Source organism: Citrobacter sp. CK202 (genome assembly GCF_030333225.1).
In the GTDB taxonomy this organism is placed as follows: Bacteria; Pseudomonadota; Gammaproteobacteria; order Enterobacterales; family Enterobacteriaceae; genus Citrobacter_B; species Citrobacter_B koseri.
In genome coordinates, this window is record NZ_JAOWGI010000015.1 from 56,057 (window position 1) to 81,613 (window position 25,557).

Consider the following 25,557-nt stretch of genomic DNA (forward strand, 5'->3'; position numbering starts at 1 on the left):
CGCGTTTACACTTATTCAGAAACGTTTTCAGGAGACTCGATCATGGCCAGCAGAGGCGTAAACAAGGTGATTCTCGTCGGTAATCTGGGCCAGGACCCGGAAGTACGCTACATGCCAAATGGTGGCGCAGTTGCCAACATTACGCTGGCTACTTCCGAATCCTGGCGTGATAAGCAGACCGGTGAGATGAAAGAGCAGACGGAATGGCACCGCGTTGTGCTGTTCGGCAAACTGGCGGAAGTGGCCAGCGAATATCTGCGTAAAGGTTCTCAGGTTTACATTGAAGGTCAGTTGCGTACCCGTAAATGGACCGATCAGTCCGGTCAGGACAAATACACCACTGAAGTGGTGGTCAACGTGGGCGGCACCATGCAGATGCTGGGTGGCCGTCAGGGCGGTGGCGCTCCGGCTGGCGGCAATATGGGCGGCGGTCAGCAGCAGGGCGGTTGGGGTCAGCCTCAGCAACCGCAGGGCGGCAACCAGTTCAGCGGCGGCGCGCAGTCCCGTCCGCAGCAACAATCCGCTCCGGCACCGTCTAACGAACCGCCAATGGATTTCGACGACGACATCCCGTTCTGATGAATTAAAAAGGCTCCCTTTACGGGAGCTTTTTTTTGGCTGAAATAGCGTGCAATTAAATAGCAGGTTTGTCAGTTTTGTCACCGGACGTAAATATATCTACAGACTTTATGGGTTATTTCCTTTCTTGCTTATGATCAAAAAAGACAGGGTATTATTGATTATTATTCCCCCGTTATTTTGGTCAAATGAATGCTGAATCTTGCCAGGTCTTTTCAGGGATATGTGATTGGCCTGTCAGCTAACTTAAGGAAATCATCATGAATAAAGTCATTTTAATGCCCGTTGATATTCTGGCGATGGATCTCTCTGACAAAGCCATTGCCTACGCTGATCATATGGTGGACAAAGAAAACGGCGTGATCCATCTGCTGCATGTGTTCCCTAAACTGGGTACCTCCCCAATGCGTGGTTTTGCCTCGGATATCAGAAAATACGAGGAATACATGACGAATGACGCGCAAGAAAAAATGCTTAACCTTGCGAGAAAATTCAAAACGCCGTTGGAGAATATTCGTTTTGAAGTCCGTCATGGCAATATTCGTGATGAAGTAAATAACGCGGTAGAAGCGCATAACGCCGAGATGATTATCATCGGTTCGCGCAAGCCGGGTATTGCAACGCATTTGCTCGGTTCGGCTGCGGCGAATATTTTGCGATACGCGAAAATTCCGGTGATGGTCATTCGTTAATCTGCCTGCCCGGTGGCGCTTTGCTTACCGGGCCTACAAGATTCACTCCCGTAGGCCGGGTAAGGCGCTTGTGCCGTCATCCGGCGTCATGCCCGGTGGCGCTTTGCTTACCGGGCCGACAAAACCTCTCTCCCGTAGGCCGGATAAGGCGCTTGCGCCGCCATCCGGCGTTATGCCCGGTGGCGCTTCGCTTACCGGGCCTACAAAATCCCTCTCTCGTAGGCCGGGTAAGGCGCTTGTGCCGCCATCCGTCGCCATGCCCGGTGGCGCTTTGCTTACCGGGCCTACAAAATCCCTCTCTCGTAGGCCGGGTAAGGCGCTTGCGCCGCCATCCGGCGTCATGCCCGGTGGCGCTTTGCTTACCGGGCCGACAAAACCTCTCTCCCGTAGGCCGGATAAGGTGCTTGTGCCGCCATCCGGTGCCATGCCCGGTGGCGCTTCACTTACCGGGCATACAAAACCTCTCTCCCGTAGGCCGGATAAGGCGCTTGCGCCGCCATCCGGCGTTATGCCGGTGGCGCTTTGCTTACCGGGCCTACAAAATGCCTCCCCCATCGGCAAAAAAAAGCCTCCGCTACGGGAGGCTTTTTGCTTCGCGGTGAACCGCCGGCTATTTCCGGCGGAATTTACGGGTGAGCGGTTTCTCTATCTCCACAATGCAGAACAGCACTGCGCCGATAGCGAAGGTTATGCCCCAGTAACGCAGCGGCAGCGCTTCTGTGCCAAACAGCATCTGCATGAAAGGCATATAGATAATCGCCAGTTGTAACAGCAACAGAATGCCGCTGACCATCCAGATGCCTTTATTCATCAGCAGCCCGCGTCCCAGCGAGAAACCATCCGAAACCCGACAGTTGAGCATATATACCCACTGTGCGGTGACCAGCGTCTGCAACAGCACGGTACGGATAAACTCCGGGCTGTGGCCGCGAGGCTGCAACCAGGCTTCCAGCGCAAAGGCGCAGGCCGCAATTAACGTTCCGACAAAACCGACGCGCCAGATAGCAAAGGCATCCATGACGTTCTCATTACTCTGGCGTGGCGGGCGTCGCATGATGTTGCGCTCACCGGCTTCAAATGCCAGCCCGAACGACAGCGTGGCGGAGGTCGCCATGTTCATCCACAGAATCAGTACCGGCGTGAGCGGGATCAGGTTCCCAGCCAACAGGGCAATGATGATCAGCAGACCCTGTGCCAGGTTGGTGGGCATGATGAACAGAATCGTTTTCTTCAGGTTGTCGTAAACGCGACGCCCCTCCTGCACGGCGCTGGCGATGGTGGCGAAGTTATCGTCCGTCAGTACCATGTCAGCGGCTTCTTTTGTCACTTCCGTGCCTTTGATGCCCATCGCGATGCCGACGTCCGCCTGCTTCAACGCGGGGGCGTCGTTGACTCCGTCGCCGGTCATACCGACAATCTCGCCTTTGTTTTGCAGCGCCTTCACCAGACGCAGTTTATGTTCGGGGCTGGTGCGGGCAAAGATGTCGTAGGTGACAGCGGCTTCGGCTAATGCCGCATCGTCCATCTGCTCCAGTTCGTAGCCCGTTACCGCGTGGGTGCTGTTATGAATCCCCAGCATGCCGCCGATACTCATGGCCGTTTGCGGGTGATCGCCGGTGATCATCTTCACGCGAATCCCCGCCTGCTGGCAGGCCTGGATTGCGTCAATGGCTTCTGGACGCGGCGGGTCCATCATGCCTGCGATGCCCAGGAAGATCAGGCCGTCATTCAGGCACTCATGGGTGAGAGAGGCGGCTTCTGCACGCCCTGGCTTCCAGGCTGCCGCAACCATGCGCAGACCTTCTTTCGCATAGCGCGCGATCTCCGCTTCCCAGTGATTTTGCGTAAAGGCTTCAGTACCGGTAGCGGTTTGCTGTAGCTGGCACAGTTTAAACAACACATCTGGCGCGCCGGTCACCAGTACGCGCTCTTCATTTCCAATGCGATGGTGCGTCGCCATGTATTTGTACTGCGAATCGAACGGGATTTTGCTGCGCAGTTCAGTTTTAATGGCGGGAAGGCGCGCTTTTGCCGCCAGCACTTTTAAGGCCCCTTCCGTTGGCCCGCCGGTGATGCCCCAGTGACCGTTTTCGTCCTGAATCAATTGGCTGTCATTACACAGGTCGATAGTGCGAAGGTAGTTCTCCAGCAGGCTGCCAGGCAGGATCTCTACCGCAGCGTCGCTCTCCTCAGTATGGATCTCGCCCATTGGCTCATAGCTGTTGCCCTGAACGCGGTAATTTTTGTCCGCCGTAATAATGGCTTTTACCGTCATCTCATTCATAGTCAGGGTGCCCGTTTTATCGGAACAGATCACGGACATCGCACCCAGCGTCTCGACCGTTGGCAGCTTGCGGATAATGGCGCGTTTGCGGGCCATCGTCTGTACGCCGAGCGACAGAATAATTGAGATGATCGCGGGTAGCCCTTCCGGTACGGCCGCGACGGCAAGGCTAATCAGAGAAAGCAGCAGTTCGCCCATCGGCATATCGCGCAGCAGCAGGCTGAACACAAATAGTCCTGCCATCATGGCGACGATAATGGCGAAAATGGCTTTGCCGAGTTTATCCATCTGAACCAGCAGCGGGGTACGGTGCTTCTCAATGCCCGTCATCATCTGGTTGATGTGGCCGAGTTCAGTCTCTTCACCGGTGGCGATAACCACGCCCAGCCCGGCGCCTGCGCTGATGGTGGTGCCGGAGAACAGCAGATTTTTACGATCGCCTAACGGCAGTTCGCCGGTAAGGGTGTCGGCTGTTTTATCGACAACGGTGGACTCGCCCGTCAGGATGGCCTCTTCAACCCGCAGGTTATGGGCTTCCATAACGCGAAGATCTGCCGGGATGCGATCGCCTGCGCGCAGCACGACGATATCGCCCACCACCAGTTCGGTTGTGGGGACGGTTTCATGTTGACCGTTGCGGATAGCGACCGCTGAGTTCGACAGCATATTGCGGATGCTTTTCAGCGACTTTTCCGCGTTATTTTCCTGAATGTGGCCAATCAGCGCGTTGATAACGGCAACACCCAAAATGACGGCCGTATCCACCCAATGACCCATGACCGCAGTCAGCACCGCCGCAGCGATCAGGACATAAATCAGAACATCGTGGAAATGCGCCAGGAAGCGTAACCATGCCGGTTTGCCTGCTTTTTCTGGCAGCGCGTTAGGCCCATGCTGCGCGAGGCGCGCGCTGGCTTCATTTTGCGTCAGCCCGGAAGGCTGACTCTGCTTTTTTTCAAGTACCTCGTTAACAGATTGCTGGTACGGTTTTTTTTCAACGCATGGCGCAGAATGGAGACGATTTTTATTCGGCATTCTGGTCAATTTAAAATTCCTCGAAGTATAAAATGCATAATGTTTTGAATCGCGCTTATACTATTAAAATAAAGAGTCTGAATTATTGACATTAATCAATGGCGTTTCGTTAAAGATTATTTTATCTTGATGGTTAGATAACGCTTGTAGCGTATATTTTCAGTGTTTTGATGGAAGTGTAAATTTAGTAAAGGAGGTAATTATGTTAGGAATATATAGCGGTAGGCGATTGATGTTACTGGTTATTTTTGCAATTATCATCGCGGTAATTAGCGGGATTTCAACCTACGCCTTCGTTAAATATCTGGGTTGAAAAACACTAAATATAGTGTTCCTTACATAACTTTTAAATATTTAAAGTTAATGACAGAGAATAAAAATAAAGGGCATAAGAATATATTTTTGATGAGCAGTCTGACAGGATGAACAGACTGCTCTGGACAGGTAAAAATATGGCTAGCAGACTAACGAATAATACACATTGGTTTTCCTGTCAGCGGTTCAGGGTGAATTTCCGCATCAACCTGAAATACCTTGCGTAATAATTTTGGTTGCATAACATCAACAGGTTGCCCTTGCGCAATCACATTCCCCTGCGCCAGCACGACAAGATGATCGCAATAGCGACTTGCCTGATTCAGGTCGTGCAGTACCGTCACGACCGTTTTTCCCGCCTGTTTTAGCATCTGCATGAGCGCCATCAACTCCACCTGATGATTAATGTCGAGCCAGGTGGTGGGTTCATCCAGTAATACAATGGGCGTATCCTGCGCTAACACCATCGCCAGAAACACGCGCTGCCGCTGACCGCCGGACAGCTCCGTCAGCCGCCTGTCTGCCAGCGCGTCAGTGTGCGTCTGCGCCATTGCCCGGTTGACATGCTGATGGTCGTCGCGAGAAAGCCGCCCCCACAGCGGCAGCCACGGGCTGCGGCCATAGCTGACCAGTTCCCGCACGGTGATCCCTTCCGGCGTCATGTGCTGTTGCGGCAGTAGCGCCAGGTGACGCGAAAGCGCGCGGGGTGAGAATGCCGACAGCGGCTTACCCGCAATGTGCAAGGTGCCGGATTGCGGTATGAGCAGGCGGGCAAGGCATTTCAGCAGCGTCGATTTGCCGCAGCCATTAGGCCCCAGTAATGCGGTGATCTGCCCGGCGGGTAGCGTAACCGACAGGCCGTCAAGAATGCGTTTATCACCGTATCCGGCAGTCAGGTTTTCACATCTGATATCCATCTAGCGCATCCTCACAAGCAACCAGATAAACCACGGCGCGCCGATAATGGCGGTGAGCATGCCTGCCGGAAGCTCCGTGGGAGGGTTAATGATCCTTGCCAGCAAATCGGCCAGCGTTAAGACAAATGCGCCGATTAGCGCAGCGCCGGGCAGCAGCCAGTGATGGCGCCCTCCCAGCAGGCGTCGGGTCAGGTGGGGCACGACCAGGCTGACGAAAGCTATCGGCCCGCAAACTGCCACGCTGGTGGCTGCCAGCGCGACGGCGAGGAGCAATCCCAGGCGCTGCGCCCGCCTGACCGGGACGCCGAGCGTGCTGGCGCGATCATCGCCCAGCGCCAGCAGATCCAGATCGCGGCAAAACCAGGCGCTGAGTGGAATAAGCGCCAGCATTATCGGCAGCGCCACATACACAAACGACCAGCCGCGTCCCCATAAACTGCCGGTCAGCCACAGCAGCGCGTTGTTAACGTCCTGTGGGCGGGAGAGCATCAGGTAATCCGTCAGGCTGGCCCAGGTTGCCGACAACGCCACGCCGATTAACGCCAGGCGCAGGGGGGAGGAACGACCCGCAATCGCACGCAGTAAGATCAGCGCACAAAGCCCGCCCACAAATGCCAGCAGCGGCAGCCAGACGACCGACAGCGATGGCAGCAGCATGAGTGCGCTTACTGTTGCCAGACTGGCGGCATGGTTCACCCCTAAAATATCCGGCGAGGCCAGCGGATTACGCACGATGCCCTGCACCAGTACACCGGAAATCGCCAGGGCGGCGCCGACGAATATCGCCAGCAGCAGTCGCGGCAGGCGATACTGGGTCAGAACATAGTGGTGCTCGTGACCGGTATGCCAGCCATCGATCAGCGCGGACCAGGGCAGGGGAACCACGCCCAGACGCAATGACAGCAGCGCGGTGATACTCAGCAGGAGCAACGTGATGAGCAGAATAAAGGCTTTCATCCACGCCTCCTTGCCAGCCAGACAAAACACGGCGCGCCAATCAGCGCCAGCACTGCGCCTGCCGGAAGTTCGCCCGGCCAGGCCAGCGCTCGCGCCAGAATATCCGCCAGCAGCATAAACGTTGCGCCCATCAGTAGGCTCATCGGCAGCAACTTACGCTGGTCGTGACCTGACCACGCCCTGGCCAGATGCGGCATTAACAGGCCGATAAACGCCACCGGCCCCGCCACGCTGACGCAGGCGCCGACCAGCACCAGCACGCCGATATTGACGGTAAGCCGCAGCTGAAACAGGTTTACGCCGAGCGTGTGTGCAGCGACATCGCTGACGTTGAGCAGATTAAGGGCGTTCGCCAACAGCAGCATGGCGGGAATAATCACCAGAACAAAAGGAAAGAGCTGCCAGAACTCAGCCCAGCGCACATGGGCAATACCGCCCGCCAGCCATGAAAAAATGCCGTAAGCGTGGTCTTCCGCCAATAACAGCGTGATGCGGGTCAGCGCCATACACAGCGCGGAGAGCGCGATTCCGGCGAGAATCAGTTTGTTGCGGTCGGGCTCCTGTCGCCAGCCGCCGCCAGCCAGCATCACCAGAAGCCAGGCGAGGCCTCCGCCTGCGGCGGCGATAAACGCGATGGAATACCCGCTGAGCAATATGGGGCTGAATGCGCTGGTTAACGCTATCGCCAGTGCCGCACCGCTGTTAATGCCGGTCAGAGAAGGGGAGGCTAGCGGGTTATGGGTCAGGGTTTGCAGCAATGTTCCCGCCAGGGCAAGGCTGGCGCCAATCAGCAATGCCACCAGGCTGCGCGGCAGACGTAAATTACGCACCAACGCCTCCGAAAGCGGAGGCGTTGAAGAAGGAAACAGGGCATGCAGAGCACTGACGGGTGAAATCGGGATCGCCGAGTAGCAGAACAGGCTCAGCCAGAACGCTGCCAGGAGCGCCAGTACGGGCGCTCCCCAAATGATCAATGTCCTCATTGCGTGGTATCAGGCGTCTGGTGATGAAAGATTTTCACCGTATCGCCGGCAATGCGTTCCGCAGCGAAAATCCCGCGCATCCGCGCCCAGCTATTGCTATCGACAGCGGCAACCTGGTGGTGTTGCGACGCCTGGAGCATGGACCACAACGTATCCTGCTGCCAGCGTTTAACGATGCTCTCCTGGCGGTAGTGCGCGACAATCAGCCACTGCGGATCGAGCGCCAGTAGCCGCTCCAGATTAATCGTGGTCATTGGCGCAGAGCTGATTGCCTCCGGCACGCGCAGACCCAGCGCAGCGAGCACGCCGCCCGTATACGATTCGTGGCTGTGCAGATTAAACTGCTGTTCGCGTGAGGTGCCGAATACCACGCTGGCCCCTTTCGGCAAGTGGGCGGCAAATGCGCGCATACGTTCCCGATGCAACGTCAGTCGTTTTTGCATTTCCGCATCTTTACCTGATACTTTCCCGATGATCGCAGCGGATTGCAGATTTTCGGCGTACGTTTCATTACGGGATTTGAGCAACAACACGGGGGCGATCTCTTGCAGCGCGGCGTAAATCCCTGCGTGGCGGCTGCTGTCAGCGATAATCAGGTCAGGCTTTAGCGCGCCGATCGCCTCAAGGCTCGGCTGAGCGCGGGTGCCGACGGACTGCCATTGCCCAATAATCTGGCGCACTTCCGGCAGCAGACGCGTGGGATCGTTGTCATCGGCGATCCCCACCGGACTGACGTTCACCGCCGCCAGCGCATCGGCAAACGACAGTTCCAGTACGACAATCCGTTGCGGCGTTTTATTCAGGGTAAAGGCGCCGTGTTCATCCTGCACCGTCACGGCAAAAACCGGCGCAGCCAGGACGATCAGGCTGAAAAAATAAACGCGAATAAAAGCAAACATAGTCAACTCCGGTTGCCGGATGGCGTTGCGCTTACCTGGCCTACGTCACTCTGTAGGCCGGGTAAGGCATTTACGCCGCCACCCGGCAACAAATGAACAATCAGAACTTCAGTGACCCTTGCAGGTACAGCGTTCGTGGCTGTCCGGCATAGATGCCTTTGTTGTTGTCGTCATACGAGCGGGTGTAATACTCATGGTCGAAGATATTCTTTACGCCAAACGCGAGGTTCAGGTTGGCCATCTCGGGGCCGAAGTCATACGCCACGCGCGCGCCCCACAGCATGTAACCCGGAATACGCCCGGTGCTGCCGTCTGCGCTCTCTTTCCCGGTATTGGCGTTGTCGGCAAACTGGCTGGACTGGAAATCGCTGTTCAGGTTGAACGTCCAGTTGCCGGGTTTGTAATCCACGCCCAGCGTCCCTTTATGCTTTGGTGAGAACGGCACCTGATTGCCGTAAGTGTCGCCTTTTTCGCGAATTTCGGCGTTAACGTACGCGTAGTTAGCGTAAACGGCGACATTTTCCAGCGTGGGCGTCATATCGCCGAGATCGTAACGTACCTGCGTTTCCAGCCCGGTATGACGGGTTTTGCCACGGGCGGTGACCGTATCGTTAGTCTGGTTGGAGTCGTACTGATTATTAAAGTTAATCAGGAACAGCCCCATTTCCGCCGTCAGCGCGCCGTTGTCGAATCGGGTTCCGACTTCCCAGGTTCGCGCTTTTTCCGGTTCCACATTGCCGCTTTGCACAGCCTTGCCAATTTGACTGTACTGTACGGTGCCGAACGAGCCTTCAGTGTTGGCATAAAGATTCCAGCTGTCAGTGAGGTGGTAGAGGACGTTAAGCGCCGGAAGCGGGGCGTTGTAGCTCACCTCTTCGTGCGTACCTTTAACGTTGTTGTCCTGGTAGGATTCAATGTGTTCAAAACGCATACCTGGCGTAATGGTCCAGTTGCCGATATCAATTTTGTCATCGAGATACCAGGCGTGAGCTTCGGTCCCTGAACGTGTATCACGGTCATAAGGGCTGGATGTTGACGGCAACTGACCGCTGGTGGTTGCGGTGTAGTAGCGCATTTCATGCGTGGATTCATTGACATAGCGATAGCCTACGCCGACTTCATGCGCAGACGGGCCAATCATAAAGCTCTGGCTGTAGCGCGGTTCAATGCCGCGAACCCAGTAGTAGCGCGGTGAGAGCGTAATGCGTTTTCCTTGCTCTAAATAACCGCTGCGCAGGGTGCGGGTGTAGAAACCCTGAATATTGAATTTGTGCTGGCTGTCGGGTTGGTATTGATACCCCAGACTGGCAAGCTGGCGGCGGCCCCAGAAGCTGTCATACGGGCGCGTGGACTGCCAGCGATCGGCGTCGTAGTCGGCGCGGGACAGGCCGCCGGGCATATCGGCGTGACCGTCATAGTATTGCAGCAGGCTATTGAAGGTATGTACCTCGTCAGGCGCATATTTGCTTTTCAGCATCACGTCGTCGATACGGGTGTTGCTGTGTTCGCGCCAGTCGCTGCCGCGCGTGCCGGAGTAGAGCAGGGCCGTGCCGAAACCGTTATCCGCCGTTCCGCCTACCATCAGGTTGTGCGTCTCTTTTGGATTGTTTTGCGACGAGGTGGGGCTGAGTTGCCCTTCAACGCCGGCTTCAATACCGAAATCCTGCGGAATCGCGCGGGTCACGAAGTTCACCACGCCACCCACGCTTTGCGGCCCATAGCGCACCGCGCCGCCGCCGCGCACCACGTCAACGGCATCCATATTGCCCAGAGAGACCGGCGCGAGCGACAGCTGCGGCTGACCGTATGGCGCAAAAGGCACGGGGATGCCGTCCATCAATACCGTCGAGCGGCTGGCCAGGCGTGGGTTAAGACCGCGAATACCGAAGTTCATTGCCAGGTCATGGCTGCCGGTGCCGTTGTTTTCCGGGGCGTTGACGCCGGGGATACGGTTCAGCGCTTCGCGCATGGTCGTCGCGCCGGTTTTGGTGAAATCATCCCGGCGGATAACGTCACGCGCGCCGGCATGTTCGAACACGTCGTTTTCCCGGGCTTCACCCAGCCAGTCGCCGACTACGGTCAACGAGTCCTCGCTGGCAACCGGGGCGGCTTCCAGCGTCCAGGTGTTATCGCCTAACGATTTTTCCTGTAGGCCGCTCCCCTTTAGCAGTGTGCGCAGGCCATCTTCAAGCGCGTAGTCGCCGTGCAGTCCGTCGCTGTGTTTGCCCCGCGTGAGCGAAGCATCTACTGACATAATAATGCCGCTGCGGGCAGCGTATTGATTAAGTGCTTTGTCTAAGTCTCCGGCGGCAATATCGAACTGCGTGGCAAATGCAGGCAGTGAAGCCAGTCCGGCAAGCGGAAGCAGGCTTAAACGAATCGCCATCACCAGAGGTGCTGTGTTATGAAAGGCCATCACGTCTCCATCATCATTTCTTTATTTGTATTCAGTTATGAAGTCGAACGAGCGGGGCAAAAGGGACAATAAAAATGATAATTTTTTTCGTTATCGTTTAAATGGCGGGGGACAGCGTGACCCAGTAACGCGTAACAAACTGAATTTTCACAGGAAGTGTTTTCGCGATCGCATTCAGTACGGCATCGGTGTTGCCGAGCGGGAACGTCCCTGTCAGGCGTAATCCGGCAACGGCCGGGTCACAACGCAGTATGCCGTGCCGGTAGCGCGAGAGCGTGGCGATGACGTCGCCCAGAGGTTTGTCGCTGAAACTTAACACGCCCTGCGTCCAGCTTGCAGACTCGTCATTCAATGATGCGACGTCGCCAAACTGTGAGGCGCTGAAGCGCACCGTTTCACCTTGCTGAATAACCCGTTTTTGTTGCGGATCTCCGGCGAGAATCGCTTCGACGGCATGTTGGCGGACGCTAAGGACGGTTTCATCGCCGTCCTGGCGTACGGTAAATTCCGTACCCAATGCGGTGAGCTGGCCCTGGCGCGTCTGTACACGAAACGGGCGTTGCAGCGCGTCTTTTCCGGTGGTAATGGCGATCTCGCCGTACCAGAGCTGGATCTGGCGCTGGCTACCGTCAAATCGCACGTTAACCGCGCTGTCGGTATTCAGCGAAAGCAACGTGCCATCCTCCAGCGTCTGCTGGCGAGTCTGCCCCCGGGCGGTACGATAATCAGCACGCAGACCTTCGCCCAACTCCGATCGCCAGAGCTGCCAGCTGCCGCCCGCGCAGACCAGCAACAGCAATCCTTTCAGTACGTGGCGGCGCGTCAGGCGGCTGTCTTTCAGCGTGTGGCTGGCGAGTTTGCCGGGGACGCTGCTCATCTGGCAGCGCAGGTTTTCGACCTGCTGCCAGGCCCATTGATTATCCTGATCTTGTTCATACCACTGCTGCCAGCGCGCTTCCTGCTGGGGGCTTACGCGCTCCCCGCTTAAAACGGCATACCAGTGTGAGGCTGAACGTAGCGCCTGGCGGCGGGCATCGGTGAGGGAGGTTTTCACAGATCATGCTCCAGGCGGAACAGCAGGCAGTGTTCCGTGGCTTTCGCGACGTACTTTTTCACCGAGCTGACGGAAACATTCAGACGTTGCGCGATGTCGCTGTAGGTCAGCCCGTCAAGCTGAGAAAGCAGGAAGGCCGTTCTCGCTTTGGCGCTCAACCCGTCCAGCATCCTGTCGACAAGTTGCAGCGTTTCGAGATGCGACTGCTTTTCTTCAGCGGAAGGCGCCAGCGTTTCGGGTAACTGCGCAAGCATCTCCAGATACGCTTTTTCCAGCGCATTGCGGCGGAAAAGGTCGATCATCACCCGTTTGGCGACGGTGCAGAGAAACGACTTTGGGTCGCGAATCGCCGTCAGAGATTCACCGTTAATAATACGCAGGAAGGTGTCCTGGGCGACGTCGTCGGCGTCGAACGCCGACTGTAACTTTCGCGCCAGCCAGTGCGTCAGCCAGCCGTGATGCGCGCGATACAGCGATTCAAACGTTAAAGGAGCGCACTGAACTGGAGTCGGCATAGCGGAAAAGTATCAAAAGTTAATCATCACGGCGGGGATGTTAATATGAGAATAGTTCTCATTACAATAAATGATACGGCGATTTTAGCGGGATAAAGGTTAACTGGCTGTTTTTGAGAGAATAAAAAAGCCTCCGGGCGGAGGCTTATATCAGCATCAGGTCAACACCATCGGCCACTCTGGCGGGGTATGGCTCATGGCTTCCACCATCACGGCTTCGATATTGTTCCAGATTGCGGAGACATCCATCAGAGTGATGCCGAGTAACCCGGTTGCAAACCAGCAGGCCGACACGACGCCAAGGCCGCTACTGATCACCGCGAGTCCGATATAGTCGGATTTACGAAAGCGAATATTGAGCGTGCTGGCTAAAAACATGAGCACAGCGCTCAGCAGTTGCCAGCGGAGAAGAACCACGCCAGTGGTTATGGTAGCCATGAAACATTTCCTCTGAGAATAGCAGGTGCCCTGGACAGCGCGGCGTTGCTCACGGAAGGCGTGGTACACTCTGGCTATCGACGGGCATGACATCGACACTGAATGAAACAACGTTTCTGTTTCATCATTTTTGTGAACTATATCACAATAAATTGTTTGTTAGCCAGTGCAGGGCACCCTTTTTTGTGCGCTTTATAACCACAAATTAAATATGGGTATTTGGAGGGGGCTATACCGGAAGATTATGGGGCTGGTTATTGAAGATGTATTTTTATTACCATTTTATTAGCGCCGGAAAATTAACCAGCCTGGAAATTTAACTTAATTTTTCTGCATTAATCGGAAAAAAACCTGGAAAATTCTTACTCCTTTTGGATTAGAATATTCCCTAATAAAAATAAGCATAACTTTAAGTTTGCCTTACGGGAAAATATTATCGTCATCCGTCAATATCAGACTTTTACCAGGAAAAGTCTGTTGCTAATGTCGCTTAATTCATGCAACGTAATCACCTGTTTGTTATAGCATCCGCCTTGATGATGACAGGCACAGACAATTCAGGGATACAGGGCCGAAATGAATCATAGCGCGCAACGAAAGTTGCTGAGATTCCTTGGAACAATCATGGTGGTATTACTCCCCGTGATGCTGGCGCTATGGTTTGCCCACATGCGGGCGGTGTCTGAAACCCGTAATCAACTGCACTCTTTTGCCGAGCTGGCATTAGAAAAAACGGAACTGGTTGTCCAGCAGGTGGAGCTGGCCCGCGACGCGATACAGCAGTATCAGGGAAAAGCCTGTACTCCTGCGCATCAAAAACGAATGCAGGATATTATTCGTGGTCGTCTGTATATCAGCGAGTTAATTTATGCGCAAGACGATCATTTTTTATGCTCTACGGTAATGGCGCCTGCCAGTCCTTATATTATCCCTGCCGCAGATTATAAACGAGAACCAGACGTTTCTATTTATTACTATCGTGATACGCCATTCTTTGCTGGCTACAAAATGACGTATATGCAAAGAGGGCACTATGTCGCGGTAATAAACCCGTTGTCTTACAGCGAGGTGATGTCAGACGATCCGACTCTGGCCTGGGGCGTATATGACACGGTGACGAACTCCTTTTTCTCCGTGAGCGAACAGGCAAACGTCGAGCAATTATTACCGTTACTGCACCGTGATGAATCTACCTTTCAGCAAAATAATCGCTTCTATACCATTGCCCATTCAGAAAAACGTCCGATCGCGATAATTGTTTCCACTGATAACGCGCGTTTCTATCAGAACCTGTACCATCAGGCGACGTTAACGCTGCCGTTAGGCATTATCTGTAGCATCATTGTGTTATTGATGTGGTCGCGTACGCGTGAGGAATATCATTCACCGCGCCGTTTGTTGCAGCGAGCGATCGATAAACGTCAACTGCGTCTTTATTATCAGCCCATTATTGATATTCAAAATGAAAAATGCGTGGGGGCGGAGGCGCTATTGCGCTGGCCTGGTTTTGAAGGGCAGGTGATGAGCCCGGCAGAGTTTATCCCGCTGGCTGAAAAAGAGGGGATGATTGCGCAGATTACCGATTACGTTGTGGAAGAAGTATTCAACGATCTGGGACATTTTCTCGCCTCGCAACCTCATCTTTATATCTCTATTAATCTCTCTGCTTCTGATTTCCACTCCTCCCGGCTTATCGCGTTAATTGCGGAGAAAGCCCGCCAGCATTCCGTTCTTGCGCAACAAATTAAGGTGGAAGTGACGGAGCGCGGCTTTATTGACGTGCCGAAAACCACGCCGGTTATTCAGGCATTTCGTCAGGCGGGTTTTGAAGTGGCGATTGATGATTTTGGAACAGGGTATTCAAACCTGCACAACCTGTATTCATTGAATGTCGATATTCTGAAGATTGATAAATCCTTTATCGACACGCTGACCACCAATAGCACCAGCCATCTGATCGCGGAACATATCATCGAAATGGCGCAAAGTTTACACCTGAAGGCCATTGCCGAGGGCGTGGAAACGGCAGATCAGGTGAACTGGCTGTTCAAGCGCGGCGTTCAGTATTGTCAGGGATGGTATTTTGCGAAGGCGATGCCGCCGCAGGCGTTTATTCAGTGGCTGCAACAGTCGCCCGCACTCCTGATGCAGCGCGGGCAGTAAGGTTACAGGCGATGACGGTAGTCGCTGGGCGTGCGGTCAAACTCGCGGCGGAAGACGCGCGAAAATGTCTGTTGCGACACATATCCCAGATCCATCGCGATATCAAAAATGGGGCGCTCGGTCGTTCGTAGCTCTACGGCGGCTAGCAGGAGTCGGCGCTGACGAATATAGTCGCCCAGCGTCTGATGCATCACCGTGCGGAACATCCGCTGTAAATACCACTTCGAGTAACCTGATTTTTTTGCGACCACATCAATGTTCAGCGGTTGGTCGATATGTTCATCAATCCATTCAATAAGGGTCTGAATTATCTGCTGATGGGACATATTGCTGCCTCTTTCTCAGTGTTCGATTCGTCGTTTTGTCTGCGGGCGAGTATAATTCCTCAAGTTAACTTGAGGTAAAGCGATTTATGGAAAAGAAATTACCGCGTATAAAGTCCCTGCTTACGCCGGGTGAGGTGGCGAAACGTAGCGGTGTGGCGGTATCGGCGCTGCACTTTTATGAGAGCAAAGGGCTTATCAGCAGTGTCCGTAATGGCGGCAATCAGCGGCGATATAAGCGCGATGTGCTGCGCTATGTGGCGATCATCAAGATTGCTCAACGTATTGGCATTCCTCTGGCGACCATTGGCGAAGCGTTTGGCGTATTGCCTGAGGGGCATACGTTGAGCGCAAAGGAGTGGAAGCAGCTTTCTTCGCAATGGCGCGAGGAGCTGGACAGACGTATTCATACTCTGGTGGCGTTGCGTGATGAGCTGGACGGCTGCATCGGCTGCGGCTGTTTGTCGCGTAGCGATTGCCCGCTGCGCAACCCCGGCGATCAGCTCGGTACGCAGGGAACAGGGGCGCGATTGCTGGAAGATGATTAAATGTCGTTTCGCCGGGACGCGCGTAGGCCGGATAAGCGAGCGCCATATCGCCGCGCATAAAACTAAAGCGCCGCAAGGGCGCTTTAGTTTGTTTCCGGTCTTTGTCTTTCGCTCTATCCCGTTGGTTCACGGGAGGGTTTCCCCCGACATCAACACCCCTCAGTCGAGCACGTGGTGGAGGTTCCGGTTTGTGTTGATACTGTAATTGTATGCCATGCCCGCCCGTTTGCCAGTGCATTGTCTGTTTTTTAGCCGAAATTTTTACGCCATCTCTCGCTCTTTTCTATAGTTAATTTGAATGAAAAACAGGAGACAGCCATGCTGACGGTGCATCATTTGAATCAATCTCGTTCCCAGCGCGTGCTCTGGGCGCTGGAGGAGCTGTCGCTGCCCTACCAGATTGTTCGCTACCAGCGTGAAAAAACCATGCTTGCGCCACCGGCGCTGAAAAAAATCCACCCGCTTGGAAAATCGCCCGTTATTGAAGATAACGGTGAGATCCTCGCCGAATCCGGCGCCATCCTGGAGTATTTGCAGGAAACCTATGACCACGCAGGGCAGTTTAAACCTGCCGATGCCCGGCAAAAACGGCAGTATCGGTTCTGGCTGCATTATGCGGAAGGCTCGTTAATGCCAATGCTGTTAATGAAACTGGTGTTTGTCAGCCTGGGTAAACCGCCGGTGCCATTTGGGTTACGCACGCTGGGCGGCATTCTGGGGCAGGGCGTGCAAAAAGCGTATCTCAACCCGCAACTGGAGACGCATGCGCGCTACATTGATGCGCATCTTGCCGCGCAGCCCTGGTTTGCCGGGGAACATATCAGCATGGCGGATATCCAGATGAGTTTTCCTCTGTTTGCGTTACTGAGCCGAGGCGGAATTAACGACCTGACGCACATTAGTGCCTGGAAGAAGCGCGTAGAGATGCGCCCGGCGTGGCAAAGGGCTATCCAGCAAGGCGGTCCTTTTGAGATCCCTGGCGGATAGACGGATGTGTCAGTCGTCCGCCCGAGAAAAAATGTTATCAGATTGCGCATTGACGATAACGTTTGCGCATCGACTGGCGATTTATTGAGCGTGATGAAAAGAAATAAGCAAAAAGCCGCAAAGTTTAGTTGAAAAGCCCCGTATTATCGCTGGATAATCGTTTGCTTTTTTTTACTACCCGTTTTGTATGCGCGGAGTTAAACGTTTGCTTTTTTGCGACACCCCTTATTGTTGCAAACGTAGCACAAGGAGATGACGTTTCGCTGGCAGTGGATTGTCCACCACGCATACTCGACGAAAAATAAACTCTCAGGGGATGTTTTCTATGTCTACGCCTTCAGCGCGTACCGGCGGTTCACTCGACGCCTGGTTTAAAATTTCACACCGTGGAAGCACCGTCCGTCAGGAAGTGGTTGCCGGATTAACGACTTTCCTGGCGATGGTCTACTCCGTTATCGTGGTTCCGGGGATGCTGGGTAAAGCCGGATTCCCGCCTGCCGCCGTATTTGTGGCGACCTGCCTGGTGGCTGGCGTCGGTTCTATTGTTATGGGTCTGTGGGCGAACCTGCCGTTGGCTATCGGTTGCGCCATCTCGTTGACCGCCTTCACCGCGTTTAGCCTGGTGCTGGGTCAGCACATTAGCGTTCCGGTAGCGTTGGGTGCGGTATTCCTGATGGGCGTGCTGTTTACCATCATCTCGGCGACCGGTATCCGTAGCTGGATCCTGCGCAATCTGCCGCATGGCGTGGCGCACGGCACCGGCATCGGTATCGGCCTGTTCCTGTTGCTGATCGCCGCGAATGGCGTGGGTCTGGTGATTAAGAACCCGCTGGACGGTCTGCCGGTCGCGCTGGGTAACTTTGATTCTTTCCCGGTTATCATGTCGCTGATTGGTCTGGCGGTCATTATCGGCCTGGAAAAACTGAAGGTGCCGGGCGGCATTCTGCTGACCATTATTGGTATTTCGGTTGTGGGTTTGATCTTCGATCCATCCGTCCATTTCTCCGGCTTTTTTGCTATGCCGTCTTTAAGTGATGAACACGGCAACTCGCTGATTGGCAGCCTGGATATTATGGGCGCGCTGAACCCGATCGTCCTGCCGAGCGTGCTGGCGCTGGTGATGACCGCTGTTTTCGACGCCACCGGCACGATTCGCGCGGTCGCTGGCCAGGCAAACCTGCTGGATAAAGACGGGCAGATTATCGATGGCGGCAAAGCGCTGACCACCGACTCCCTGAGCAGCGTGTTCTCTGGTCTGGTTGGCGCAGCGCCTGCGGCGGTATACATTGAATCGGCGGCGGGTACGGCGGCAGGCGGTAAAACGGGTCTGACGGCGATCACCGTCGGCGTCCTGTTCCTGCTGATCCTGTTCCTCTCTCCGCTCTCTTATCTGGTTCCGGTCTACGCGACCGCGCCCGCGCTGATGTACGTCGGCCTGCTGATGCTGAGCAACGTGGCGAAAATCGACTTCGCTGACTTTGTGGATGCGATGGCGGGTCTGATCACGGCGGTGTTTATCGTCCTGACCTGCAACATCGTAACCGGCATTATGATTGGTTTTGCTACGCTGGTGATCGGCCGCATTGTGTCGGGCGAATGGCGTAAGCTGAACGTCGGCACCGTGGTGATTGCCGTAGCGCTGGTCGCCTTCTATGCGGGCGGCTGGGCTATCTGATTCCTGGCGTCCTCTAAAAACGGGTGGCTTTTGCCGCCCGTTTTTATTTTCAGGACACATCCCGTTGTCTTTTGCGTTACTCTGAGGAAGATAGAATTGAGGCACGACGCCTCACGTTTTAAAACATAAGAAATATCGCAAACAGGGAACGCATGGAAATCTTCTTCACAATACTCATCATGACCCTTGTGGTCTCGCTGTCGGGGGTATTTACTCGTGTATTGCCCTTCCAGCTTCCTTTACCCCTCATGCAAATCGCCATTGGCGCGCTGCTGGCATGGCCGACGTTTGGTTTGCATGTGGAATTTGACCCTGAACTGTTCCTGGTGCTGTTTATTCCGCCGCTGTTGTTCGCAGACGGCTGGAAAACGCCGACCCGGGAGTTTCTCGAACATGGGCGAGAGATTTTCGGTCTGGCGCTGGCGCTGGTGCTGGTCACGGTGGTCGGAATTGGCTTTATGATTTACTGGCTGGTGCCGGGTATTCCGCTGATACCGGCCTTCGCGCTGGCTGCCGTACTGTCGCCGACCGATGCGGTTGCGCTTTCCGGCATTGTCGGCGAGGGGCGCATTCCGAAGAAAATTATGGGCATCCTGCAAGGCGAGGCGTTGATGAACGACGCGTCCGGCCTGGTGTCGTTGAAATTTGCCGTCGCTGTGGCGATGGGGACGATGGTGTTTACCGTCGGCGGGGCGACGGTGGAGTTCTTCAAAGTCGCAGTGGGCGGTATTCTGGCGGGCTTTGTCGTCAGTTGGTTATACGGTCGCTCCCTGCGTTTCCTGAGCCGTTGGGGCGGGGATGAGCCAGCGACGCAAATCGTCTTGCTGTTCCTGCTGCCGTTCGCCTCCTACCTGATTGCGGAACATATCGGCGTATCCGGCATTCTTGCCGCTGTGGCGGCCGGGATGACCATCACCCGCTCCGGCGTTATGCGTCGCGCGCCGCTGGCGATGCGTCTGCGCGCCAACAGCACCTGGGCGATGCTGGAGTTTGTCTTTAACGGCATGGTCTTTCTGCTGTTGGGTCTGCAACTGCCAGGGATTCTGGAGTCGTCGCTGGTGGCGGCGGAAGCCGATCCCAACGTTGAAACCTGGATGCTGTTCACCGATATCGTGCTGATTTATGCCGCGCTGATGCTGGTGCGCTTTGGCTGGCTGTGGACGATGAAGAACTTCAGTAATCGCTTCCTGAAGAAAAAGCCGATGGAGTTTGGCGCCTGGACGATGCGTGAAATCCTCATCGCCTCCTTTGCGGGGGTTCGCGGGGCGATTACGCTGGCCGGTGTGCTCTCTATCCCGCTATTGTTGCCGGATGGTAACGGCTTCCCGGCGCGCTATGAGCTGGTATTCCTTGCGGCGGGCGTGATTTTGTTCTCGCTGTTTGTGGGGGTCGTGATGCTGCCGATTCTGCTGCAACATCTGGAAGTGGGCGATCACTCACAGCAGCAGAAAGAGGAGCGAATCGCCCGCGCCGCCACGGCGGAAGTGGCGATTGTCGCGATTCAGAAGATGGAAGAGCGTCTGGCGGCGGATACCGAAGAGAACATCGATAACCAGTTGCTCACCGAGGTCAGCTCCCGTGTGATTGGTAACCTGCGTCGCCGCGCCGATGGGCGTAACGATGTGGAAAGCTCAATGCAGGAAGAGAACCTTGAACGGCGCTTCCGCCTGGCGGCGCTACGCTCGGAACGTGCAGAGTTGTACCACCTGCGCGCGACGCGTGAGATCAGTAACGAAACCCTGCAAAAACTGCTGCATGACCTGGATTTGCTGGAAGCATTGTTGATCGAAAATCAGTAAGCACCCGTATCGCCCGGTGGCGCTTCGCTTACCGGGCCTACAGGGGGCGGAAATTGCCTGGCGGCGCAACAATTTTGCGAGCCGTTTTCCTGAATTTACCTCTGCTCATTGCTGGCTTTCTCCTTTTCCCTCTACGCTCGGAGAAAAGGAGCCAACATGTCCAACTATCGTCGTTATTACATTAATGGTGGAACGTGGTTTTTCACCGTTAATCTTCAGGATCGTAAAAGCGGTCTTCTTACGTCCCATATTCATGCGCTTCGTCATGCCATCGCCAGCGTTAAACGGCGTAAACCTTTTCATATCAACGCCTGGGTTGTATTACCCGAACATATGCATTGTGTATGGACCCTCCCTGAAAACGAGCACGATTTCTCCTCTCGCTGGCGCGAAATTAAAAAACATTTCTCTAAATCGCTGGGTTTGCGTCAGGTCTGGCAACCTCGATTCTGGGAACACACGATTCGGGATGAATACGATTATCGCCAGCATGTTGATTATAGTTATATCAATCCGGTTAAACATGCCTGGGTTAAACAGGTAAAGGATTGGCCCTTTTCAACATTTCATCGCGATGTTCGCCACGGGATATACCCTGCGGATTGGGCGGGAGAGATTACCGGGCTTAATGTTGGTGAACGCGGTGATTAAATTGCCCGGTGGCGCTTTGCTTACCGGGCCTACAGGGGTGGAAATTGCCCGGTGGCGGGCCTACAAAATGCACTCCCGTAGGCCGGATAAGGCGCTTGCGCCGCCATCCGGCGAGCGAGGCGTTATTCCTGCGTTAACCAAAACCCTTCACAACACGTCAACCACGCTCTGGCGCTGTGGGACAAATAAACGCCTTCGCGCCAGATCATGCCCAACTGCCAGCGTAAATCACTCTCCAGCGGGAGCCAACGCAGGGTTTGTTTATCCAGCCGTTGGCAAATCGGCTCCGGCAAAATCGCAATTCCGACGCCGGCCTGCACCATAGCGGCCAGGAAATCCCACTGACCGCTGCGTACCGCAATACGCGGCTTCACATCATGCTGCTTAAAAAGCCGCATCAACTGGCGATTCAACGCAAAATCTTCGTTGTAGATAAGCAGAGGATGCTCCGCCAGCGCTTCGGGGGAAATCGACTCGCACGCCATCCACTTACCGGAACGCGGCACCAGCACGCATAGCGGGTGGCTGAACAGCGGCAAGGTCGTCAGTCCGCTCTCTTCCTCCACCGGCAGCGCGGTCATCGCCACATCCAGCTCGCCGTTCATTACCGCCTGCTGTACCGTCAAACCGCCAAATTCTGCAATCTTCAGTTCCACACCCGGATAACGCTGGCGAAACAGGCTAATCGGCCCGGCCATCAACATGCCGACCATCGGCGGGATGCCAAGCCGCAGCAGCCCTTTATTGAGATGGTTAATATCGCCCAGCTCCGCTTCCAGCTGGCGAAATTCAGCGAGGATCGCCAGGCCGCGCTCGAACACCACGCGCCCGGTATCCGTCAGCAGCAGACGTCGCCCATCGCGGATCAGCAGCGTGCAATTAAGCTCATCTTCCAGATTCTTCAGCATCTTGCTGATGGTGGGCTGAGTGACAAATAACTTCTCCGCTGCGCGGGTGAAACTCTGCTGGCGCACCACCTCGACAAAATAACGCAGCGTTCTGATATCCATGATTATTCCTTAAGACTATGCCTGCAATGAGTTTAATTCATTTCAGTAGCGGACGGGCGCTCTCTATACTGGCGTTCCGTTTTATTTTTCAGGACATTCCCTCATGGCTGTGGCGATAAGCCGCGTTACGCCTGCTGTTATGCAACGACTCCAGATACCGGTTCAGGTACTGCTGTATGCAGGTTTATTTGTTTTTGCTCAATATCTTGTTTCATGGCTGCATCTGCCGCTTCCCGCCAATCTGGTTGGGATGGCGCTGATGCTGGCGCTGATTGTCTGTCGGGTGATCCCGCTTAACTGGGTTCGTGCGGGCGCACGCTGGCTGTTGGCGGAGATGCTGTTGTTCTTTGTCCCCGCCGTAGTAGCGGTCGTTAACTATGCGCAACTGCTGTTGATGGACGGCTGGCGCATCTTCGCCGTGATTGCGATCAGCACGCTGATGGTGCTTGGCGCAACCGCATGGGTGGTGGATAACGTGTACCGCTATGAGATGAGCAGGGTAAACCGTGAGTAATTTTCAGCTAAGCGTACTGTGCCTGGTCATCACGCTGGGGATCTATTTCGTCAATAAGCGGCTGTACCGTCGCTTTCGTAAGCTGCCGTTGATGCCGCTGGTGCTCACGCCCGCGCTGTTGGTATTGATACTGGTGTTTGGCCATATCTCCTGGCAGAACTACATTGGTGAATCGCACTGGCTGCTGTGGTTGTTAGGCCCGGCGACCATCGCGTTTGCCGTTCCGGTTTACGATAATCTCGCCATCATTAAACGCCACTGGATGTCGCTGACGGCGGGCGTGGTAACGGCAACCGTGGTGGCGGTCACCAGTTCCGTCTGGCTGGCGCGCCTGTTTACGCTGCCGGATGAGATTCAGCGCAGCCTGGCCGTGCGTTCCGTCACCACGCCATTTGCGCTGGCGGCGGCAGAGCCGCTGGGCGGTCAGCCGGATTTAGTGGCGCTCTTTGTGGTGGTGACTGGCGTGTTCGGGATGGCGGTTGGCGATGCGCTGTTTTTGCGCCTGTCTATTCGTGAAGGGATGGCGAAAGGCGCCGGGTTTGGCGCGGCATCACATGGGGCAGGTACGGCGCGTTCGTATGAACTGGGTCAGCAGGAGGGCGTCGTCGCCAGTCTGGTGATGATGCTGTCCGGTGTGATGATGGTGCTGGCGGCGCCGCTGGTCGCAAAAGTGATGTTCTGATGTTGTCCTCCGACCCGTAGGCCGGAGGAGTGCGCTGAATTAATGCGCGCGGCCTTGCTCAACGCCGTACCCGGTCTGGGAACGGATGAACTGGGCGCGGAACTGCTCACGTTCGCGATTACCTTCCGCAGAATTATCGGTAGCGGAGAAGAACCAGATCCCAATAAAGGCAACGCTGATGGAGAACAGCGCCGGATACTCATACGGGAAGATGGCTTTTTCGTGGCCGAGGATTTGCACCCAAATCGTTGGGCCGAGAACCATCAGCACGACAGCCGTCACCAGGCCTAACCAGCCGCCCATCATCGCGCCGCGCGTGGTCAGCTTCGACCAGTACATGGAGAGCAGGATGATTGGGAAGTTGCAGCTCGCCGCGATGGCAAACGCCAGGCCGACCATGAAGGCGATATTCTGGTTTTCAAACAGCACGCCCAGAATGATGGCGATCACGCCCAGCACCAGTACGGTAATTTTCGACACCCGCAATTCTTCGCGTTCGGTCGCGCCTTTACGAAACACGTTCGCGTACAGGTCGTGAGATACCGCCGATGCGCCTGCCAGCGTCAGACCGGCCACGACCGCCAGGATCGTTGCGAAGGCCACCGCAGAGATAAAGCCGAGGAACAGGTTGCCGCCTACCGCGTTCGCCAGATGAACCGCCGCCATGTTGTTGCCGCCGATTAACGCGCCTGCGGCATCTTTATACTCCGGGTTCGCGCCGACCAGCATGATCGCGCCGAAGCCGATAATAAAGGTCAGGATGTAGAAATAACCCATAAAGCCAGTGGCGTAGAACACGCTTTTACGCGCTTCGCGGGCATCGCTGACGGTAAAGAAACGCATCAGAATGTGCGGTAAGCCTGCCGTACCGAACATCAGCCCCAGGCCTAATGACAGCGCGGAGATCGGGTCGTTGACCAGACCACCCGGGCTCATAATGGCTGAACCTTTCGGGTGTACCGCCATCGCTTCGGTGAACAGGTTGTTGAAGCTAAAGCCGACGTGCTTCATCACCATGAACGCCATAAAGCTGGCGCCGAACAGCAGCAGTACGGCTTTGATAATCTGTACCCATGTCGTTGCCAGCATGCCGCCGAACAGGACGTACATCATCATCAGAACGCCCACCAGCACCACCGCAATGTGGTAGTTCAGACCGAACAACAGCTCGATCAGTTTACCTGCCCCCACCATCTGGGCGATGAGGTAAAGCGCCACAACCACCAGCGAACCACAGGCAGACAGAATGCGGATCGGCCCCTGTTTCAGTCGGTAAGAGGCGACGTCAGCAAAGGTATAGCGACCCAGGTTACGCAAGCGCTCGGCGATCAGGAACAGAATGATAGGCCAGCCCACCAGGAAGCCGAGTGAATAGATCAGCCCGTCATAACCGGAGGTGAACACCAGAGCGGAAATCCCGAGGAACGACGCGGCGGACATATAGTCGCCGGCGATCGCCAGCCCATTCTGGAAGCCGGTAATATTCCCGCCTGCCGTGTAATAGTCGCTGCGTGAACGGACGCGTTTAGAGGCCCAGTAGGTGATACCGAGCGTAAACACCACGAAAATCAGGAACATGACGATTGCCTGCCAGTTGGTTGGCTGGCGTTCTACTGCACCGCTAATGGCATCCGCTGCGTTTGCAGCGAAGGGTAGTGTGGCGGCAAGCGCCGTCAGGACTCTCTTCATGATGCTTTAACCTCGTGCAGTACGGCGTTGTTAAGACGGTCGAATTCACCATTCGCCCGCCAGATGTAAATACCGGTCAGGATGAAGGAGATCAGAATGACGCCCACCCCAATTGGAATACCCCGGGTGACATTGGTGCCGGCGTGTAGCGGAGTGCCCAGCCAGCCCGGCGCGAAGGCAATCAGTAGAATAAAGCTGATATAAACCGCCAGCATGATGACCGACAGGATGGTGGCAAACCGTTGCCGTTTTTCGACTAACTCCCTGAAACGCGCACTGTCTTCTATCCGTTGATAAATATTGTCATTCATCACAGAGTCTCCAGAGATAAGGTAGGGGGATTTTTTGATTTTGCCGGATGGCGGCTGAAGCCTTATCCGGCCTACAAGCGATGTTGAACCTGTAGGCCCGATAAGCAGCGCGCCATCGGGC

The 25,557-nt window shown here is 55.2% G+C and carries 24 protein-coding genes; 10 read left to right on the forward strand and 14 right to left on the reverse strand.

From position 1 onward, the window contains the following. The first annotated feature begins 42 nt into the window (after nt 1-42). Nucleotides 43-579, forward strand: coding sequence for a single-stranded DNA-binding protein SSB1 (gene ssb1, locus OGX84_RS01555; RefSeq protein ID WP_047459655.1), 537 nt, complete (start codon nt 43-45; stop codon nt 577-579). 260 nt (nt 580-839) lie between these two features. Further along, nucleotides 840-1,271: a universal stress protein gene (locus OGX84_RS01560; protein ID WP_012134612.1), complete on the forward strand. Its 432-nt coding sequence runs from the start codon at nt 840-842 to the stop codon at nt 1,269-1,271. 42 nt (nt 1,272-1,313) lie between these two features. Here the strand turns inward: OGX84_RS01560 and OGX84_RS01565 are convergent, their stop codons facing one another. The 10 genes from OGX84_RS01565 to OGX84_RS01610 all read right to left on the reverse strand — a co-directional run bounded on the left by OGX84_RS01565 (nt 1,314) and on the right by OGX84_RS01610 (nt 13,084). Continuing rightward, nucleotides 1,314-1,826: a hypothetical protein gene (locus tag OGX84_RS01565; protein ID WP_286457299.1), complete on the reverse strand. Its 513-nt coding sequence runs from the start codon at nt 1,824-1,826 to the stop codon at nt 1,314-1,316. 55 nt (nt 1,827-1,881) lie between these two features. Beyond that, nucleotides 1,882-4,599: a cation-transporting P-type ATPase gene (locus OGX84_RS01570; RefSeq protein WP_423191613.1), complete on the reverse strand. Its 2,718-nt coding sequence runs from the start codon at nt 4,597-4,599 to the stop codon at nt 1,882-1,884. A 455-nt stretch (nt 4,600-5,054) separates the two neighbouring features. After that, the gene (fecE, locus tag OGX84_RS01575) at nt 5,055-5,822 is read right to left on the reverse strand and encodes a Fe(3+) dicitrate ABC transporter ATP-binding protein FecE (RefSeq protein WP_112001355.1); all 768 of its coding nucleotides are present in this window, start codon (nt 5,820-5,822) and stop codon (nt 5,055-5,057) included. Beyond that, nucleotides 5,823-6,779, reverse strand: a complete 957-nt coding sequence (gene fecD / locus OGX84_RS01580) for a Fe(3+) dicitrate ABC transporter permease subunit FecD (protein WP_049011977.1) — start codon at nt 6,777-6,779, stop codon at nt 5,823-5,825. Continuing rightward, on the reverse strand, nt 6,776-7,762 hold the full coding sequence (gene fecC, locus OGX84_RS01585) for an iron-dicitrate ABC transporter permease FecC (RefSeq protein WP_112001354.1): 987 nt from the start codon (nt 7,760-7,762) through the stop codon (nt 6,776-6,778). The genes fecD and fecC overlap by 4 nt, the downstream gene beginning before the upstream one ends. Continuing rightward, nucleotides 7,759-8,661, reverse strand: coding sequence for a Fe(3+) dicitrate ABC transporter substrate-binding protein FecB (locus tag OGX84_RS01590; RefSeq protein WP_112001353.1), 903 nt, complete (start codon nt 8,659-8,661; stop codon nt 7,759-7,761). The genes fecC and OGX84_RS01590 overlap by 4 nt, the downstream gene beginning before the upstream one ends. Before the next feature lie 100 nt (nt 8,662-8,761). After that, nucleotides 8,762-11,077: a TonB-dependent Fe(3+) dicitrate receptor FecA gene (gene fecA / locus OGX84_RS01595; RefSeq protein ID WP_047459636.1), complete on the reverse strand. Its 2,316-nt coding sequence runs from the start codon at nt 11,075-11,077 to the stop codon at nt 8,762-8,764. A 97-nt stretch (nt 11,078-11,174) separates the two neighbouring features. Further along, complete coding sequence (gene fecR / locus OGX84_RS01600; RefSeq protein WP_012134603.1) at nt 11,175-12,131, reverse strand: ferric citrate uptake sigma factor regulator FecR; 957 nt, start codon at nt 12,129-12,131, stop codon at nt 11,175-11,177. Then, nucleotides 12,128-12,646 carry a ferric citrate uptake sigma factor FecI gene (fecI, locus tag OGX84_RS01605; RefSeq protein ID WP_012134602.1) on the reverse strand — a complete coding sequence of 173 codons (519 nt, stop codon included), beginning with the start codon at nt 12,644-12,646 and terminating at the stop codon, nt 12,128-12,130. The genes fecR and fecI overlap by 4 nt, the downstream gene beginning before the upstream one ends. Before the next feature lie 156 nt (nt 12,647-12,802). Next, nucleotides 12,803-13,084, reverse strand: coding sequence for a YjcB family protein (locus OGX84_RS01610; RefSeq protein WP_012134601.1), 282 nt, complete (start codon nt 13,082-13,084; stop codon nt 12,803-12,805). A 576-nt stretch (nt 13,085-13,660) separates the two neighbouring features. Between OGX84_RS01610 and pdeC the strand changes: the two genes are divergently transcribed. Next, the gene (pdeC, locus tag OGX84_RS01615; protein ID WP_012134600.1) at nt 13,661-15,247 is read left to right on the forward strand and encodes a cyclic di-3',5'-guanosine monophosphate phosphodiesterase PdeC; all 1,587 of its coding nucleotides are present in this window, start codon (nt 13,661-13,663) and stop codon (nt 15,245-15,247) included. A gap of 2 nt (nt 15,248-15,249) precedes the next feature. Here the strand turns inward: pdeC and soxS are convergent, their stop codons facing one another. After that, entirely contained in the window at nt 15,250-15,573 is a 324-nt protein-coding gene (soxS, locus tag OGX84_RS01620; protein ID WP_012134599.1) for a superoxide response transcriptional regulator SoxS, read from the reverse strand. Between the two features lie 86 nt (nt 15,574-15,659). Between soxS and soxR the strand changes: the two genes are divergently transcribed. The 5 genes from soxR (at nt 15,660) to OGX84_RS01645 (ending at nt 21,230) form a co-directional block, all read left to right on the forward strand. Further along, on the forward strand, nt 15,660-16,118 hold the full coding sequence (soxR, locus tag OGX84_RS01625; RefSeq protein ID WP_049011570.1) for a redox-sensitive transcriptional activator SoxR: 459 nt from the start codon (nt 15,660-15,662) through the stop codon (nt 16,116-16,118). Between the two features lie 318 nt (nt 16,119-16,436). After that, a complete protein-coding gene (locus OGX84_RS01630) occupies nt 16,437-17,105 on the forward strand; it encodes a glutathione S-transferase family protein (RefSeq protein ID WP_012134597.1) in 669 nt (222 codons plus the stop codon). A gap of 325 nt (nt 17,106-17,430) precedes the next feature. After that, nucleotides 17,431-18,780 (forward strand): guanine/hypoxanthine transporter GhxP, encoded by a 1,350-nt coding sequence (gene ghxP / locus OGX84_RS01635; protein WP_024130830.1) that lies wholly within the window; start codon nt 17,431-17,433, stop codon nt 18,778-18,780. A 152-nt stretch (nt 18,781-18,932) separates the two neighbouring features. Further along, on the forward strand, nt 18,933-20,579 hold the full coding sequence (locus OGX84_RS01640; protein ID WP_049011571.1) for a Na+/H+ antiporter: 1,647 nt from the start codon (nt 18,933-18,935) through the stop codon (nt 20,577-20,579). Nucleotides 20,580-20,735: 156 nt separating this feature from the next. Further along, nucleotides 20,736-21,230 (forward strand): REP-associated tyrosine transposase, encoded by a 495-nt coding sequence (locus OGX84_RS01645; RefSeq protein WP_071257216.1) that lies wholly within the window; start codon nt 20,736-20,738, stop codon nt 21,228-21,230. A gap of 122 nt (nt 21,231-21,352) precedes the next feature. Here OGX84_RS01645 and OGX84_RS01650 read toward each other — a convergent pair whose 3' ends face one another. After that, nucleotides 21,353-22,240, reverse strand: a complete 888-nt coding sequence (locus OGX84_RS01650; RefSeq protein ID WP_012134592.1) for a LysR family transcriptional regulator — start codon at nt 22,238-22,240, stop codon at nt 21,353-21,355. Nucleotides 22,241-22,343: 103 nt separating this feature from the next. On the opposite strand from OGX84_RS01650, the gene OGX84_RS01655 reads away from it, so the two are divergent. After that, complete coding sequence (locus OGX84_RS01655) at nt 22,344-22,754, forward strand: CidA/LrgA family protein (protein ID WP_012134591.1); 411 nt, start codon at nt 22,344-22,346, stop codon at nt 22,752-22,754. After that, on the forward strand, nt 22,747-23,436 hold the full coding sequence (locus OGX84_RS01660) for an LrgB family protein (RefSeq protein ID WP_012134590.1): 690 nt from the start codon (nt 22,747-22,749) through the stop codon (nt 23,434-23,436). Before OGX84_RS01655 ends, OGX84_RS01660 begins: the two co-directional genes overlap by 8 nt. A gap of 39 nt (nt 23,437-23,475) precedes the next feature. On the opposite strand, the gene actP is transcribed toward OGX84_RS01660, so the two are convergent. Together actP and OGX84_RS01670 are read right to left on the reverse strand one after the other, a co-directional pair. After that, nucleotides 23,476-25,125 (reverse strand): cation/acetate symporter ActP, encoded by a 1,650-nt coding sequence (gene actP, locus OGX84_RS01665; protein ID WP_012134589.1) that lies wholly within the window; start codon nt 25,123-25,125, stop codon nt 23,476-23,478. Continuing rightward, nucleotides 25,122-25,436 carry a DUF485 domain-containing protein gene (locus OGX84_RS01670; protein ID WP_024130828.1) on the reverse strand — a complete coding sequence of 105 codons (315 nt, stop codon included), beginning with the start codon at nt 25,434-25,436 and terminating at the stop codon, nt 25,122-25,124. The genes actP and OGX84_RS01670 overlap by 4 nt, the downstream gene beginning before the upstream one ends. Between the last annotated feature and the right edge of the window lie 121 nt (nt 25,437-25,557).

What these genes read in the sequence shown, in the direction of transcription:
- fecA (WP_047459636.1), bottom strand. Translation starts at nt 11,077, where the DNA reads ATGGCCTTTCATAACACAGCACCTCTGGTGATGGCGATTCGTTTAAGC.
- fecI (WP_012134602.1), bottom strand. Translation starts at nt 12,646, where the DNA reads ATGCCGACTCCAGTTCAGTGCGCTCCTTTAACGTTTGAATCGCTGTAT.
- pdeC (WP_012134600.1), top strand. Translation starts at nt 13,661, where the DNA reads ATGAATCATAGCGCGCAACGAAAGTTGCTGAGATTCCTTGGAACAATC.
- fecC (WP_112001354.1), bottom strand. Translation starts at nt 7,762, where the DNA reads ATGAGGACATTGATCATTTGGGGAGCGCCCGTACTGGCGCTCCTGGCA.
- actP (WP_012134589.1), bottom strand. Translation starts at nt 25,125, where the DNA reads ATGAAGAGAGTCCTGACGGCGCTTGCCGCCACACTACCCTTCGCTGCA.
- OGX84_RS01655 (WP_012134591.1), top strand. Translation starts at nt 22,344, where the DNA reads ATGGCTGTGGCGATAAGCCGCGTTACGCCTGCTGTTATGCAACGACTC.
- OGX84_RS01640 (WP_049011571.1), top strand. Translation starts at nt 18,933, where the DNA reads ATGGAAATCTTCTTCACAATACTCATCATGACCCTTGTGGTCTCGCTG.
- OGX84_RS01560 (WP_012134612.1), top strand. Translation starts at nt 840, where the DNA reads ATGAATAAAGTCATTTTAATGCCCGTTGATATTCTGGCGATGGATCTC.
- OGX84_RS01565 (WP_286457299.1), bottom strand. Translation starts at nt 1,826, where the DNA reads ATGGGGGAGGCATTTTGTAGGCCCGGTAAGCAAAGCGCCACCGGCATA.
- OGX84_RS01670 (WP_024130828.1), bottom strand. Translation starts at nt 25,436, where the DNA reads ATGAATGACAATATTTATCAACGGATAGAAGACAGTGCGCGTTTCAGG.
- fecE (WP_112001355.1), bottom strand. Translation starts at nt 5,822, where the DNA reads ATGGATATCAGATGTGAAAACCTGACTGCCGGATACGGTGATAAACGC.
- OGX84_RS01650 (WP_012134592.1), bottom strand. Translation starts at nt 22,240, where the DNA reads ATGGATATCAGAACGCTGCGTTATTTTGTCGAGGTGGTGCGCCAGCAG.
- soxS (WP_012134599.1), bottom strand. Translation starts at nt 15,573, where the DNA reads ATGTCCCATCAGCAGATAATTCAGACCCTTATTGAATGGATTGATGAA.
- OGX84_RS01610 (WP_012134601.1), bottom strand. Translation starts at nt 13,084, where the DNA reads ATGGCTACCATAACCACTGGCGTGGTTCTTCTCCGCTGGCAACTGCTG.
- soxR (WP_049011570.1), top strand. Translation starts at nt 15,660, where the DNA reads ATGGAAAAGAAATTACCGCGTATAAAGTCCCTGCTTACGCCGGGTGAG.
- fecD (WP_049011977.1), bottom strand. Translation starts at nt 6,779, where the DNA reads ATGAAAGCCTTTATTCTGCTCATCACGTTGCTCCTGCTGAGTATCACC.
- OGX84_RS01590 (WP_112001353.1), bottom strand. Translation starts at nt 8,661, where the DNA reads ATGTTTGCTTTTATTCGCGTTTATTTTTTCAGCCTGATCGTCCTGGCT.
- ssb1 (WP_047459655.1), top strand. Translation starts at nt 43, where the DNA reads ATGGCCAGCAGAGGCGTAAACAAGGTGATTCTCGTCGGTAATCTGGGC.
- OGX84_RS01645 (WP_071257216.1), top strand. Translation starts at nt 20,736, where the DNA reads ATGTCCAACTATCGTCGTTATTACATTAATGGTGGAACGTGGTTTTTC.
- OGX84_RS01630 (WP_012134597.1), top strand. Translation starts at nt 16,437, where the DNA reads ATGCTGACGGTGCATCATTTGAATCAATCTCGTTCCCAGCGCGTGCTC.
- ghxP (WP_024130830.1), top strand. Translation starts at nt 17,431, where the DNA reads ATGTCTACGCCTTCAGCGCGTACCGGCGGTTCACTCGACGCCTGGTTT.